This is a genomic window from Klebsiella pneumoniae, from assembly GCF_000742135.1.
Lineage (GTDB): Bacteria > Pseudomonadota > Gammaproteobacteria > Enterobacterales > Enterobacteriaceae > Klebsiella > Klebsiella pneumoniae.
On record NZ_KN046818.1, the window covers coordinates 739,152 to 753,505 of the forward strand.

Below are 14,354 nucleotides of genomic sequence, written 5' to 3' on the forward strand. Positions count from 1 at the left end.
GTTGCCCAGCCTGAAACAAAAAAAGTGGTTTAGTTTACCAGTGTGGCAAAGATGCCAAAAGAGAGGAAAATAAAATTAGCGCGCTTCGAGGGCAAAGACTTCAAAACCGGAGGCAGTCACCCGCCAGCGGACGTTGAAATCCAGCAGCCAGACGGCATACGTTTTTCCCGCTTGTTCCTCTTTTCGGTAGGCCGGACGCGGATCCTGCGCCAGCACCTCGCGGATAAACGCTTTGATATGTGGGTAGCGTTTTTCCAGCGTGAGTAACTGTGCGTCTATTTCCGGCGTAAAGCTGACGTTCATACCCGCCAGCGGCGCCTGCTGTGCATAGCTGGCGCTGGCGTCCGGCAGGGCTTCGGCGAAAGGAAGATACGGTTTGATATCAACCACCGGCGTCCCGTCGACAAGATCGAGGCTGCCGAGTTCCAGTATTACCTGATCTTTCTGACAGCGAATGCCCTTGAGCTCAACGAGCGACATGCCGATGGGATTAGGGCGAAACGTTGAACGGGTGGCGAAGACGCCCATCCGCGCATTGCCGCCCAGTCGGGGAGGTCGCACCGTCGGACGCCAACCGCCTTCCATTGTCTGATGAAACACAAACAGGATCCACAGATGGCTGAAGCTCTCCAGGCCACGCACGGCGTCGGCCTGGTTATAGGGCGCGACCAGATGGAGTTCTCCGCCGCCGTGTTTCACCAGGCCTGGCTGGCGAGGAACGGCAAACTTCTCTTTATACGGCGAACGGATGACGCCTATTTGCGCGAACTGAAATGAGCTCATTGCGCCGAGACGTTAAGCGCTGAACCCAGGCAAACGGCCTGACGGTAGCAGCCTGGCGTACCGCTGGTCACTTCGCAGCGGTGAAGCAGGACGGCATTGGCTTTCATACGCGCGGCATTAATTTGCAGGCGCTTGCGCGCGGTGGGGATATTCGGCGGAGAATCCTGATTCGAAGCCTGGCAGGACTCGCCAGATACTTCACCCAGATCGCGGAACGGTTTACCAACCAGCTCTGACGCATCGGTGTAAATACGTACTGGGGCCGGGCGGGTGGCGCGCGGTTTGCTCGGCTCAGATTTAACCGGCGGGGTTGCAGTGCTTTGAGCAGGCTCAACGGGAGATCTGCTTAGCATGGAACAACCGCTTAACATGAGTGCTAACAAACAGATCGGTAAAGCACGCATAGTATTTCCTCAATGAATAAAAAACAGGGCGTTATTGAATCAGGTGCTTGCATAAATGACAAGACGGGCGTGAAGCCCGTCCTGAATGATATTACGGTGAGAAAAGATTACCAGCCTTTCACGGCACCGCCGTTAAAGATCTTGTTCGCTGCTTCGTAAACTTCATCGCTCTGGTAAGCCTGAACGAATTTTTTCACATTCTCAGCATCTTTATTGTCTTCACGCGCCACAATCAGGTTCACGTAAGGAGACTCTTTACCTTCAACAAAGATGCCGTCTTTCGCCGGGGTCAGGCCAATCTGGCTGGCGTAAGTGGTGTTGATAACGGCCAGCGCAATCTGCGCATCGTCCAGGGAACGCGGCAGCTGCGGCGCCTCCAGTTCAACAATCTTCAGGTTTTTCGGGTTCTCGACGATGTCCAGCGAGGTCGGCAGCAGGCCCACGCCGTCTTTCAGTTTAATCAGACCTACCTGCTGCAGCAGCAGCAGGGAACGACCGAGGTTAGTCGGATCGTTAGGGACGGCGATCTGTGAGCCCGGCTGCAGTTCGTCCAGCGATTTGATTTTCTTCGAATAACCCGCGATCGGGTAGACGAAGGTGTTACCGACAGCCACCAGCTTATAGCCGCGGTCTTTAATCTGCTGATCGAGATACGGTTTATGCTGGAAGGCGTTCACGTCGATATCGCCTTTGCTCAGCGCTTCGTTCGGCAGAACGTAATCGTTGAAGGTCACCAGTTCTACGTCAAGGCCATACTTCTCTTTTGCTACTTTCTGCGCAACTTCAGCGACCTGCTGTTCCGCCCCGACGATAACGCCGACTTTAATATGATTCGGATCTTTTTCATCCTGACCGCAACCCACCAGCGCCAGAGAACCGATTAACGCGCCAACTGCCGCAAAAGTTTTGAAATTAAAGGCCATGTTATTTCCTTCCTGTAAGAATGAGTGTTGTCTGCCAATAACGTTATTTGTGAGTCACAGCCCGGACGATGCGATCGCCAGAGAATTGAATTAAATAAACCAGAACAACCAGCAATACCAGTACGGTATTCATCACGGTGGCGTTATATCCAATATAGCCATACTGATAACCAATCTGACCCAGGCCACCGGCGCCCACCGCGCCGCCCATTGCGGAATAACCCACCAGCGTGATGAGCGTGATGGTGGCGGCATTGACCAGACCCGGCAGTGCTTCAGGTAACAGGACTTTGCGCACGATCTGCAGCGGCGTGGCGCCCATTGCGCGGGAGGCTTCAATAAGGCCGGTGGGGATCTCCAGCAGGGCGTTCTCCACCATGCGGGCGATAAACGGCGCGGCGCCAACTGTTAATGGCACAATCGCTGCCTGCAGGCCGATAGAGGTACCGACGATCACGCGGGTAAACGGAATCATCCAGACCAGCAGGATAATGAACGGGATGGAGCGGAAAATATTCACCAGCGCCGACAGCGTACGGTACAGTTTGGCATTGGCGACGATTTGCCCCGGACGGGTAACGTACAGCAGCACGCCCACCGGCAGGCCGAGGACAAAACCGAAGAAGCCAGAGACAAAAGTCATTGCCAGCGTTTCCCATACGCCGCGCAACAGCAGCCACATCATTGCCTCAGACATAACCCAATACCTCTACTTTTACATGATGTTCCTGCAGCCAGGCGATGGCCGCCTGAGTGTCTTCCTGTGTACCGTGCATTTCGGTGAGCATGATGCCGAACTTCACCCCGCCGGCATAATCCATCTGCGCGCTGATAATGTTGTTATTCACATTGAAGCGACGCGCGGTTTCAGAGAGCAGCGGCGCATCGACGGAGTGGCCGGTAAATTCCATGCGCAGCATCGGTACGCTATCCGCTGTGGCGGTAGGTTTCAGGCGCGCCTGATAGTCATCCGGAATATCGAGGTGCAGAGTGGACTGAATAAACTGCTGAGCCAGCGGCGTCTTCGGATGGGAGAAGACTTCGCTCACAGTGTCCTGCTCGATCAGTTGACCATTACTAATGACCGCCACGCAGTCGCAGATACGTTTAACCACGTCCATTTCATGGGTGATCAACAGAATGGTCAGCCCCAGACGACGGTTAATGTCTTTCAGCAGTTCGAGAATGGAACGGGTAGTGGCCGGATCCAGGGCGCTGGTGGCTTCATCGCACAGCAATACTTTAGGATTGCTGGCCAGCGCGCGGGCAATCGCCACGCGCTGTTTCTGGCCGCCGGAGAGGTTGGCCGGGTAGCTGTCGTGCTTATCACCCAGGCCGACAAGATCCAGCAGCTCCGTGACACGGCGTTTGATTTCAGCCTGCGGCGTGTTATCCAGCTCCAGGGGTAATGCCACGTTGCCGAAAACGGTCCGCGAGGCCAACAGGTTAAAATGCTGGAAAATCATGCCAATTTGACGGCGAGCGCGGGTTAGCTCTTTCTCCGACAGGGCAGTCAGTTCCTGGCCGTCAACCTGTACGCTGCCTTCGGTCGGGCGCTCCAGCAGGTTCACGCAGCGAATCAGCGTACTTTTACCGGCGCCGGAGGCACCGATGACGCCGTAAATCTGTCCGGCAGGGACATGCAGGCTGACGTTATTCAGCGCCTGAATGCTGCGATTCCCCTGCTGGAATACTTTGGTGATATTGGAAAGTTTAATCATCAGTTATTTATTATCGTTTAGCCGTTTGCCGTGGCATTTTCTTCTGCCGTATCCAGGCGATGCCTGGCAATGAAATGGATGTTAAGGCATCCAGACGTCTAAATCAATCTGACTCTTTATAATGAGCACTTTCTTGCATGCGGAAACATGCGATACTAGCGGCACTAGTCTTTTTCAGGAGCAAACCGGTGGCAAAGTCAGTACCCGCAATTTTTCTCGACCGTGACGGCACTATTAATGTCGATCATGGCTACGTCCACGAAATCGACAATTTTGAATTTATCGATGGCGTCATTGACGCGATGCGCGAACTAAAAGAGATGGGCTACGCGCTGGTGCTGGTCACTAACCAGTCCGGTATTGCCCGCGGTAAATTTACCGAAGCCCAGTTTGAAACGCTGACCGAATGGATGGACTGGTCTCTGGCAGACCGCGGCGTCGACCTCGACGGTATCTACTATTGCCCGCATCACCCGCAGGGTGCGGTTGAGGAGTACCGTCAGACCTGTGATTGTCGTAAACCGCATCCGGGGATGCTGATTTCCGCCCGCGATTATCTGCATATCGATATGGCTGCTTCTTATATGGTAGGGGACAAACTGGAAGATATGCAGGCGGCAGCGGCTGCGGATGTCGGGACTAAAGTACTGGTGCGCACCGGTAAGCCCCTGACTGAAGAAGCGGAAAAAGCGGCGGATTGGGTGCTAAATAGCCTGGCAGAGCTGCCGGCGGCGATTAAAAAGCAGCAAAAATAAGCGTTGCGTTTAAAAGATGAGCGGTTGAAATAAAATTGTATTTTTCCGCTTGTCATTCCCGGAGAGCTCCCTATAATGCGCCTCCATCGACACGGCGGATGTGAATCACTTCACACAAACAGCCAGTTCGGTTGCAGAGAAAAATCCTGAAAAACGGGTTGACTCTGAAAGAGGAAAGCGTAATATACGCCACCTCGCGACAGAGCGCTAAAGCGTGTCGCAACTGCTCTTTAACAATTTATCAGACAATCTGTGTGGGCACTCAAAGTGACATGGATTCTTAACGTCCTCGGACGAAAAATGAATACCAAGTCTCAAGAGTGAACACGTAATTCATTACGAAGTTTAATTCTTTGAGCATCAAACTTAAATTGAAGAGTTTGATCATGGCTCAGATTGAACGCTGGCGGCAGGCCTAACACATGCAAGTCGAGCGGTAGCACAGAGAGCTTGCTCTCGGGTGACGAGCGGCGGACGGGTGAGTAATGTCTGGGAAACTGCCTGATGGAGGGGGATAACTACTGGAAACGGTAGCTAATACCGCATAATGTCGCAAGACCAAAGTGGGGGACCTTCGGGCCTCATGCCATCAGATGTGCCCAGATGGGATTAGCTAGTAGGTGGGGTAACGGCTCACCTAGGCGACGATCCCTAGCTGGTCTGAGAGGATGACCAGCCACACTGGAACTGAGACACGGTCCAGACTCCTACGGGAGGCAGCAGTGGGGAATATTGCACAATGGGCGCAAGCCTGATGCAGCCATGCCGCGTGTGTGAAGAAGGCCTTCGGGTTGTAAAGCACTTTCAGCGGGGAGGAAGGCGATGAGGTTAATAACCTCATCGATTGACGTTACCCGCAGAAGAAGCACCGGCTAACTCCGTGCCAGCAGCCGCGGTAATACGGAGGGTGCAAGCGTTAATCGGAATTACTGGGCGTAAAGCGCACGCAGGCGGTCTGTCAAGTCGGATGTGAAATCCCCGGGCTCAACCTGGGAACTGCATTCGAAACTGGCAGGCTAGAGTCTTGTAGAGGGGGGTAGAATTCCAGGTGTAGCGGTGAAATGCGTAGAGATCTGGAGGAATACCGGTGGCGAAGGCGGCCCCCTGGACAAAGACTGACGCTCAGGTGCGAAAGCGTGGGGAGCAAACAGGATTAGATACCCTGGTAGTCCACGCCGTAAACGATGTCGATTTGGAGGTTGTGCCCTTGAGGCGTGGCTTCCGGAGCTAACGCGTTAAATCGACCGCCTGGGGAGTACGGCCGCAAGGTTAAAACTCAAATGAATTGACGGGGGCCCGCACAAGCGGTGGAGCATGTGGTTTAATTCGATGCAACGCGAAGAACCTTACCTGGTCTTGACATCCACAGAACTTTCCAGAGATGGATTGGTGCCTTCGGGAACTGTGAGACAGGTGCTGCATGGCTGTCGTCAGCTCGTGTTGTGAAATGTTGGGTTAAGTCCCGCAACGAGCGCAACCCTTATCCTTTGTTGCCAGCGGTTAGGCCGGGAACTCAAAGGAGACTGCCAGTGATAAACTGGAGGAAGGTGGGGATGACGTCAAGTCATCATGGCCCTTACGACCAGGGCTACACACGTGCTACAATGGCATATACAAAGAGAAGCGACCTCGCGAGAGCAAGCGGACCTCATAAAGTATGTCGTAGTCCGGATTGGAGTCTGCAACTCGACTCCATGAAGTCGGAATCGCTAGTAATCGTAGATCAGAATGCTACGGTGAATACGTTCCCGGGCCTTGTACACACCGCCCGTCACACCATGGGAGTGGGTTGCAAAAGAAGTAGGTAGCTTAACCTTCGGGAGGGCGCTTACCACTTTGTGATTCATGACTGGGGTGAAGTCGTAACAAGGTAACCGTAGGGGAACCTGCGGTTGGATCACCTCCTTACCTTAAAGAACCTGCCTTTGCAGTGCTCACACAGATTGTCTGATGAAAAACAGCAGTAAAAACCTCTACAGGCTTGTAGCTCAGGTGGTTAGAGCGCACCCCTGATAAGGGTGAGGTCGGTGGTTCAAGTCCACTCAGGCCTACCAAATTTGCGAAGCAAATTTGAAGAGGTTGCAAACGATGGGGCTATAGCTCAGCTGGGAGAGCGCCTGCTTTGCACGCAGGAGGTCTGCGGTTCGATCCCGCATAGCTCCACCATCTTTACTGCGAACACAAGAAAACTTCAGAGTGAACCTGAAAAGGTGCACTGCGAAGTTTTGCTCTTTAAAAATCTGGATCAAGCTGAAAATTGAAACGACACACTGTTTAAGTGTGTTCGAGTCTCTCAAATTTTCGCAATCAGAAGTGAAACATCTTCGGGTTGTGAGGTTAAGCGACTAAGCGTACACGGTGGATGCCCTGGCAGTCAGAGGCGATGAAGGACGTGCTAATCTGCGAAAAGCGTCGGTAAGGTGATATGAACCGTTATAACCGGCGATGTCCGAATGGGGAAACCCAGTGCAATTCGTTGCACTATCGTTAACTGAATACATAGGTTAACGAGGCGAACCGGGGGAACTGAAACATCTAAGTACCCCGAGGAAAAGAAATCAACCGAGATTCCCCCAGTAGCGGCGAGCGAACGGGGAGCAGCCCAGAGTCTGAATCAGCTTGTGTGTTAGTGGAACGGTCTGGAAAGTCCGACGGTACAGGGTGATAGTCCCGTACACCAAAATGCACAGGCTGTGAACTCGAAGAGTAGGGCGGGACACGTGGTATCCTGTCTGAATATGGGGGGACCATCCTCCAAGGCTAAATACTCCTGACTGACCGATAGTGAACCAGTACCGTGAGGGAAAGGCGAAAAGAACCCCGGCGAGGGGAGTGAAAAAGAACCTGAAACCGTGTACGTACAAGCAGTGGGAGCACCTTCGGGTGTGACTGCGTACCTTTTGTATAATGGGTCAGCGACTTATATTCTGTAGCAAGGTTAACCGTATAGGGGAGCCGCAGGGAAACCGAGTCTTAACTGGGCGTTAAGTTGCAGGGTATAGACCCGAAACCCGGTGATCTAGCCATGGGCAGGTTGAAGGTTGGGTAACACTAACTGGAGGACCGAACCGACTAATGTTGAAAAATTAGCGGATGACTTGTGGCTGGGGGTGAAAGGCCAATCAAACCGGGAGATAGCTGGTTCTCCCCGAAAGCTATTTAGGTAGCGCCTCGTGAACTCATCTTCGGGGGTAGAGCACTGTTTCGGCTAGGGGGTCATCCCGACTTACCAACCCGATGCAAACTACGAATACCGAAGAATGTTATCACGGGAGACACACGGCGGGTGCTAACGTCCGTCGTGAAGAGGGAAACAACCCAGACCGCCAGCTAAGGTCCCAAAGTCATGGTTAAGTGGGAAACGATGTGGGAAGGCACAGACAGCCAGGATGTTGGCTTAGAAGCAGCCATCATTTAAAGAAAGCGTAATAGCTCACTGGTCGAGTCGGCCTGCGCGGAAGATGTAACGGGGCTAAACCATGCACCGAAGCTGCGGCAGCGACACTATGTGTTGTTGGGTAGGGGAGCGTTCTGTAAGCCTGCGAAGGTGTGCTGTGAGGCATGCTGGAGGTATCAGAAGTGCGAATGCTGACATAAGTAACGATAAAGCGGGTGAAAAGCCCGCTCGCCGGAAGACCAAGGGTTCCTGTCCAACGTTAATCGGGGCAGGGTGAGTCGACCCCTAAGGCGAGGCCGAAAGGCGTAGTCGATGGGAAACAGGTTAATATTCCTGTACTTGGTGTTACTGCGAAGGGGGGACGGAGAAGGCTATGTTAGCCGGGCGACGGTTGTCCCGGTTTAAGCATGTAGGCTGGTTGTCCAGGCAAATCCGGATAATCAAGGCTGAGGTGTGATGACGAGGCACTACGGTGCTGAAGTAACAAATGCCCTGCTTCCAGGAAAAGCCTCTAAGCATCAGGTAACATCAAATCGTACCCCAAACCGACACAGGTGGTCAGGTAGAGAATACCAAGGCGCTTGAGAGAACTCGGGTGAAGGAACTAGGCAAAATGGTGCCGTAACTTCGGGAGAAGGCACGCTGGTGTGTAGGTGAAGCCCCTGCGGGTGGAGCTGAGACCAGTCGAAGATACCAGCTGGCTGCAACTGTTTATTAAAAACACAGCACTGTGCAAACACGAAAGTGGACGTATACGGTGTGACGCCTGCCCGGTGCCGGAAGGTTAATTGATGGGGTTATCCGTAAGGAGAAGCTCTTGATCGAAGCCCCGGTAAACGGCGGCCGTAACTATAACGGTCCTAAGGTAGCGAAATTCCTTGTCGGGTAAGTTCCGACCTGCACGAATGGCGTAATGATGGCCAGGCTGTCTCCACCCGAGACTCAGTGAAATTGAACTCGCTGTGAAGATGCAGTGTACCCGCGGCAAGACGGAAAGACCCCGTGAACCTTTACTATAGCTTGACACTGAACATTGAGCCTTGATGTGTAGGATAGGTGGGAGGCTTTGAAGCGTGGACGCCAGTCTGCGTGGAGCCAACCTTGAAATACCACCCTTTAATGTTTGATGTTCTAACGTTGGCCCCTTACCGGGGTTGCGGACAGTGTCTGGTGGGTAGTTTGACTGGGGCGGTCTCCTCCCAAAGCGTAACGGAGGAGCACGAAGGTTAGCTAATCCTGGTCGGACATCAGGAGGTTAGTGCAATGGCATAAGCTAGCTTGACTGCGAGCGTGACGGCGCGAGCAGGTGCGAAAGCAGGTCATAGTGATCCGGTGGTTCTGAATGGAAGGGCCATCGCTCAACGGATAAAAGGTACTCCGGGGATAACAGGCTGATACCGCCCAAGAGTTCATATCGACGGCGGTGTTTGGCACCTCGATGTCGGCTCATCACATCCTGGGGCTGAAGTAGGTCCCAAGGGTATGGCTGTTCGCCATTTAAAGTGGTACGCGAGCTGGGTTTAGAACGTCGTGAGACAGTTCGGTCCCTATCTGCCGTGGGCGCTGGAGAATTGAGGGGGGCTGCTCCTAGTACGAGAGGACCGGAGTGGACGCATCACTGGTGTTCGGGTTGTCATGCCAATGGCACTGCCCGGTAGCTAAATGCGGAAGAGATAAGTGCTGAAAGCATCTAAGCACGAAACTTGCCCCGAGATGAGTTCTCCCTGAGACTTTAAGTCTCCTGAAGGAACGTTGAAGACGACGACGTTGATAGGCCGGGTGTGTAAGCGCAGCGATGCGTTGAGCTAACCGGTACTAATGAACCGTGAGGCTTAACCTTACAACGCCGAAGATGTTTTGGCGATTTGAGAGAATTTTCAGCTCTGATACAGATTAATCGATACGTCGGTGAGACGTGTTGATAAAACAGAATTTGCCTGGCGGCACTAGCGCGGTGGTCCCACCTGACCCCATGCCGAACTCAGAAGTGAAACGCCGTAGCGCCGATGGTAGTGTGGGGTCTCCCCATGTGAGAGTAGGGAACTGCCAGGCATCAAATTGCAGTAAGCCGGGGTGACAACCGGTGGTAATAAAGCGAAGAAATTCGGTGGAGCGGTAGTTCAGTCGGTTAGAATACCTGCCTGTCACGCAGGGGGTCGCGGGTTCGAGTCCCGTCCGTTCCGCCACTTATTAAGAGCCCTGAGCATTTGCTCAGGGCTTTTTTGTTTGATCTGTTCTCTATTATTGCTAATTCAGCAAAAATCCTCTGCATTAATCGCTCTTTTTCCCCTCCACACCATCAGCCATAATTTCATCCGTTAACCGAAATGAATAAATAACGAGGAAAATCATGGCAATCCCTGCATTTGGTCTTGGCACCTTCCGTCTGAAAGATGATGTTGTTATCGCATCCGTAAAAACCGCGCTGGAGCTGGGCTATCGTGCTATCGACACCGCGCAAATCTATGACAATGAAGCCGCGGTGGGTCAGGCTATCGCCGAAAGCGGCGTGCCGCGTGATGAGCTGTTCATCACTACCAAAATCTGGATCGAGAACCTGAGCAAAGACAAACTCATCGCCAGCCTGCAAGAAAGTCTGCAGAAGCTGCGCACGGACTATGTTGACCTGACGCTCATCCACTGGCCGGCACCGAACGATGCGGTTGCCGTTGAAGAGTTTATGGCAGCCTTGATGGAAGCGAAGAAGCTGGGTCTGACCCGTCAGATTGGTATCTCCAACTTCACTATTCCACTGATGGAGCGCGCGATTGCCGCCGTTGGCGCTGAAAACATTGCGACCAACCAGATTGAACTCTCGCCGTATCTGCAAAACCGTAAAGTCGTCGACTGGGCACGTGAGCACGGCATCCACATCACCTCTTACATGACGCTGGCTTATGGTAAGGCGCTGAAAGATGAAGTGATTGCCCGTATCGCGGCGAAACATAATGCGACTCCGGCGCAGGTTATCCTGGCATGGGCGATGGGCGAGGGGTACGCGGTGATCCCGTCCTCGACGAAGCGTGATAACCTGGCCAGCAACCTGAAGGCGCTGGATCTGCAGTTGGATGATGAAGATCGACAGGCGATCGCTGCGCTGGATTGCAACGATCGGCTGGTGAGCCCGGAAGGTCTGGCGCCGCAGTGGGATTAATCACTCGCTACCGGTATGCCGTTCGCCCTGCCGCCCGAGAAGGTATTACGACAGCTCCTTCGGGAGCTGTTTTACGTGGTCGCTCAGAAAATCAATAAATGCCCTGATGCGAGTGCTGACCGCCCGGTCGCTGTAATAGACGGCACTGAAAGGCATTTCCACCGGTAAGCGCTTATCGGCCAGTAGCTCGACAAACTCTCCGCTGGCAATCTCTTTATCCACCATGTAATCCGACAGGCAGGCAATACCGTTGCCGGTCAGGCACAGCTGCTTGAGCGTTTCGCCGCTATTGGATGACACCGCCGCTTCGATCTCTAACAGCTGGCCATCGCAACAGGAGACCGGCCAGGTATTCAGCGATACCGGCTCGGTGAAGCCGAGGCAGTGATGCTGTTTCAGATCGGATGGATGCTGCGGCATACCGTAGCGCGCGACATAGTCGGGCGAGGCGACGATCTTACGATAGCTGGTAAACAGCGGTCGGGCGCGCAGGCTGGAATCCGTTAAGGTCCCGGCCCGAATGGCCACATCCACTTTCCGTTCAATCAGATTGATAAAGGTCTCAGACGAGACGAGCGACAGCGTCATTTCCGGGTAGCGTTCGCGAAATGACTTCACCAGCGGCATGAGAAAATGCAGCATCACCGGCGTCGCGGCATCTACCCGCAGCAGGCCCCGCGGCGTCGTGCGCGTCTCCAGCAGATCGTTCTCTGCCGCCGCCATTTCCTGCAAGACCACCTGCATCCGGCGAAAATAGCGCTCGCCTTCTTCTGTCAGGCTGAGCTGGCGGGTGGTCCGATTGAGCAGGCTTACGCCTAGCTTTGATTCCAGCTTTTTGACCGCCCGGCTGACGGCGGAGTTGGCCTGTCCGAGCTGCTCGGCCGCCCGGCTGAAACTCCCGCTTTCCACCACCGCCACAAAGATGGCGATCTCCTCTGATGTGGCTCTCATTATTGCACCTATAGCAAAATTCTATTGATACTTTGATAGTTTTTGTTATTTATACAACCCTTCATACTACGTGTCATCTTAATCCTGATGCTACGGAGTAAATTATGCCACTGGCGCTATTTGCCTTAACCATCGGTGCCTTCGCAATTGGCACCACTGAATTTGTGATTGTCGGCCTGGTCCCGACGATTGCCCAGCAACTCTCTATCTCCCTGCCTTCGGCGGGACTGCTGGTCTCTATCTACGCGCTGGGCGTGGCGATCGGCGCCCCGGTACTGACGGCGTTGACCGGGCGTATGCCGCGTAAACAGCTGCTGCTGGCGTTGATGGTCCTGTTTACGGCGGGTAATGTGCTGGCCTGGCAGGCCCCGGGCTATGAAACGCTGATCCTGGCGCGACTGCTGACCGGCCTGGCACACGGCGTGTTCTTCTCTATTGGCTCGACAATTGCTACCAGCCTGGTGGCAAAAGAGAAAGCGGCCTCGGCCATTGCCATTATGTTCGGCGGCCTGACGGTCGCGCTGGTAACCGGGGTACCGTTCGGGACTTTCATCGGCCAGCATTTTGGCTGGCGGGAAACCTTCCTCGCGGTATCGATTCTGGGCGTCATTGCCCTTATCAGCAGCCTGATTCTGGTACCGAATAATATTCCGGGCCGCGCCAGCGCCAGCCTGCGCGATCAGATGAAAGTATTAACTCATCCTCGCCTGCTGATGATCTACGCCATTACCGCGCTGGGCTACGGCGGCGTGTTTACCGCCTTTACCTTCCTTGCGCCGATGATGCAGGAGCTGGCCGGTTTCAGCCCGTCAGCGGTGAGCTGGATCCTGCTGGGCTATGGTGTCTCGGTCGCTATCGGTAATGTGTGGGGGGGCAAACTGGCCGATAAGCATGGCGCCGTCTCCGCGCTGAAGTTTATCTTCGCCGCGCTGGTGGTGCTGCTGCTGGTCTTCCAGTTGACCGCCAGCGTTCACTATGCCGCGCTGGCAACGGTACTGGTGATGGGCATCTTCGCCTTCGGCAACGTGCCGGGTCTGCAGGTCTATGTGGTGCAAAAAGCCGAACAGTACACGCCTGGCGCCGTCGACGTCGCTTCCGGCCTGAATATTGCCGCCTTTAACGTCGGCATCGCGCTGGGGTCCATCGTCGGCGGACAGACGGTCGAGCGGTACGGTCTGGCGCAGACGCCGTGGATTGGCGCGATGATTGTGCTGGTCGCTTTGCTGTTGGTGGTCCTGAGCGGACGTTTAGATAAATTGCCACGCCGTTCGGCAGCGCTTTCTCCCGAAGGCTAAGGGTTTCTCGCAATTTGCATTGAAAGTGTATGGGAAAATCCCTATAACAGAATAACCAGTCGTCGTCGGGCTGGTTTCTGTTATCGAGGATTAATGCCCAAATTGCGAAAGAACACCTACGCCATGCGCTATGTCGCCGGACAACCTGCGGAGAGAATATTGCCTCCGGGGGCGTTTGCGGGCGTGAGTCCGGTTTATCCCGCCGGTACGCCATTAAGCAGCGATGAGAAGATCCGCGTGCTGGTATGGAATATCTTCAAGCAGCAGCGCGCAGAGTGGCAGTCGGTCCTCAAAAATTTCGGCAAAGATGCGCATTTGGTCCTGTTGCAGGAGGCGCAAACCACCCCAGAACTGGTCCGGTTCGCGACTTCAAACTATCTGGCCGCCGATCAGGTGCCGGCGCTGGTATTGCCGCAGCATCCTTCCGGCGTAATGACGCTGGCCTCCGCGCACCCCATCTATTGCTGTCCGCTGCGCGAGCGCGAGCCTATTTTGCGATTGCCGAAATCGGCGTTAGTGACCGTTTATCCGCTGCCGGATGCGCGGTTGTTGATGGTAGTCAATATCCATGCCGTCAACTTTAGCCTTGGCGTCGACGTCTACAGCAAACAGCTGCTGCCAATTGGCGATCAGATCGCCCATCACAGCGGGCCGGTGATCATGGCCGGCGACTTCAATGCCTGGAGCCGGCCGCGGATGAATGCGCTGTACCGCTTTGCGCGTGAGATGTCGTTACGCGAAGTTCGTTTCTCAGACGATCAGCGCCGCCGCGCGTTTGGTCGTCCCCTCGATTTTGTGTTCTACCGTGGGTTAAGCGTGCACGATGCTTCCGTGCTGGTGACCCGCGCCTCCGACCACAACCCGCTACTAGTCGAATTCAGTCCCGGCAAGCCTGATTAATTTAAGGTTGGTCAGGCCTGCCATGGGGCAGGCCTGCGCATGCATGGTGCTGCCTTTTATTACTCAAAAAA

The 14,354-nt window shown here is 54.3% G+C and carries 10 protein-coding genes, 3 tRNA genes and 3 rRNA genes; 10 read left to right on the forward strand and 6 right to left on the reverse strand.

Annotated features, from left to right (window positions below):
- Positions 1–75 precede the first annotated feature (75 nt).
- From tsaA to metN, 5 genes are all read right to left on the reverse strand, one after another.
- Positions 76–783, reverse strand: coding sequence for a tRNA (N6-threonylcarbamoyladenosine(37)-N6)-methyltransferase TrmO (gene tsaA / locus DR88_RS21525; RefSeq protein ID WP_032443791.1), 708 nt, complete (start codon positions 781–783; stop codon positions 76–78).
- Positions 780–1,187, reverse strand: a complete 408-nt coding sequence (gene rcsF / locus DR88_RS21520) for an envelope stress sensor lipoprotein RcsF (RefSeq protein ID WP_002889443.1) — start codon at positions 1,185–1,187, stop codon at positions 780–782. Before rcsF ends, tsaA begins: the two co-directional genes overlap by 4 nt.
- Before the next feature lie 107 nt (positions 1,188–1,294).
- Positions 1,295–2,110 (reverse strand): methionine ABC transporter substrate-binding lipoprotein MetQ, encoded by an 816-nt coding sequence (gene metQ / locus DR88_RS21515; RefSeq protein ID WP_002889445.1) that lies wholly within the window; start codon positions 2,108–2,110, stop codon positions 1,295–1,297.
- Between the two features lie 43 nt (positions 2,111–2,153).
- Entirely contained in the window at positions 2,154–2,807 is a 654-nt protein-coding gene (locus tag DR88_RS21510; protein WP_002889448.1) for a methionine ABC transporter permease MetI, read from the reverse strand.
- Positions 2,800–3,831, reverse strand: a complete 1,032-nt coding sequence (metN, locus tag DR88_RS21505) for a methionine ABC transporter ATP-binding protein MetN (RefSeq protein ID WP_002889450.1) — start codon at positions 3,829–3,831, stop codon at positions 2,800–2,802. The genes DR88_RS21510 and metN overlap by 8 nt, the downstream gene beginning before the upstream one ends.
- A gap of 188 nt (positions 3,832–4,019) precedes the next feature.
- Here metN and gmhB point away from each other — a divergent pair, with 188 nt between their 5' ends.
- From gmhB to dkgB, 8 genes are all read left to right on the forward strand, one after another.
- Positions 4,020–4,586, forward strand: a complete 567-nt coding sequence (gene gmhB, locus DR88_RS21500) for a D-glycero-beta-D-manno-heptose 1,7-bisphosphate 7-phosphatase (protein WP_002889452.1) — start codon at positions 4,020–4,022, stop codon at positions 4,584–4,586.
- 368 nt (positions 4,587–4,954) lie between these two features.
- Positions 4,955–6,494 (forward strand): 16S ribosomal RNA (locus tag DR88_RS21495).
- Between the two features lie 69 nt (positions 6,495–6,563).
- Positions 6,564–6,640, forward strand: a tRNA-Ile gene (locus DR88_RS21490).
- Positions 6,641–6,676: 36 nt separating this feature from the next.
- A tRNA-Ala gene (locus DR88_RS21485) sits at positions 6,677–6,752 on the forward strand.
- A gap of 169 nt (positions 6,753–6,921) precedes the next feature.
- A 23S ribosomal RNA gene (locus tag DR88_RS21480) occupies positions 6,922–9,823 on the forward strand.
- Between the two features lie 96 nt (positions 9,824–9,919).
- Positions 9,920–10,035: ribosomal RNA gene (gene rrf, locus DR88_RS21475) — 5S ribosomal RNA — on the forward strand.
- The 16S, 23S and 5S rRNA genes sit together here with 3 tRNA genes alongside, the layout of an rRNA operon.
- Before the next feature lie 57 nt (positions 10,036–10,092).
- Positions 10,093–10,169: transfer RNA gene (locus DR88_RS21470), tRNA-Asp, on the forward strand.
- 164 nt (positions 10,170–10,333) lie between these two features.
- Positions 10,334–11,137, forward strand: a complete 804-nt coding sequence (dkgB, locus tag DR88_RS21465; protein WP_002889598.1) for a 2,5-didehydrogluconate reductase DkgB — start codon at positions 10,334–10,336, stop codon at positions 11,135–11,137.
- A gap of 45 nt (positions 11,138–11,182) precedes the next feature.
- Here the strand turns inward: dkgB and yafC are convergent, their stop codons facing one another.
- Positions 11,183–12,088 (reverse strand): DNA-binding transcriptional regulator YafC, encoded by a 906-nt coding sequence (gene yafC, locus DR88_RS21460; RefSeq protein WP_025861719.1) that lies wholly within the window; start codon positions 12,086–12,088, stop codon positions 11,183–11,185.
- 104 nt (positions 12,089–12,192) lie between these two features.
- Here yafC and DR88_RS21455 point away from each other — a divergent pair, with 104 nt between their 5' ends.
- Positions 12,193–13,383 carry an MFS transporter gene (locus DR88_RS21455; protein ID WP_004147174.1) on the forward strand — a complete coding sequence of 397 codons (1,191 nt, stop codon included), beginning with the start codon at positions 12,193–12,195 and terminating at the stop codon, positions 13,381–13,383.
- Positions 13,384–13,485: 102 nt separating this feature from the next.
- The gene (locus tag DR88_RS21450) at positions 13,486–14,283 is read left to right on the forward strand and encodes an endonuclease/exonuclease/phosphatase family protein (protein WP_002889629.1); all 798 of its coding nucleotides are present in this window, start codon (positions 13,486–13,488) and stop codon (positions 14,281–14,283) included.
- The last annotated feature ends 71 nt before the right edge of the window (positions 14,284–14,354 follow it).

Coding starts and splice junctions, on each gene's coding strand:
- dkgB (WP_002889598.1), top strand. CDS start 10,334: ATGGCAATCCCTGCATTTGGTCTTGGCACCTTCCGTCTGAAAGATGAT.
- metQ (WP_002889445.1), bottom strand. CDS start 2,110: ATGGCCTTTAATTTCAAAACTTTTGCGGCAGTTGGCGCGTTAATCGGT.
- DR88_RS21455 (WP_004147174.1), top strand. CDS start 12,193: ATGCCACTGGCGCTATTTGCCTTAACCATCGGTGCCTTCGCAATTGGC.
- metN (WP_002889450.1), bottom strand. CDS start 3,831: ATGATTAAACTTTCCAATATCACCAAAGTATTCCAGCAGGGGAATCGC.
- yafC (WP_025861719.1), bottom strand. CDS start 12,088: ATGAGAGCCACATCAGAGGAGATCGCCATCTTTGTGGCGGTGGTGGAA.
- rcsF (WP_002889443.1), bottom strand. CDS start 1,187: ATGCGTGCTTTACCGATCTGTTTGTTAGCACTCATGTTAAGCGGTTGT.
- tsaA (WP_032443791.1), bottom strand. CDS start 783: ATGAGCTCATTTCAGTTCGCGCAAATAGGCGTCATCCGTTCGCCGTAT.
- DR88_RS21510 (WP_002889448.1), bottom strand. CDS start 2,807: ATGTCTGAGGCAATGATGTGGCTGCTGTTGCGCGGCGTATGGGAAACG.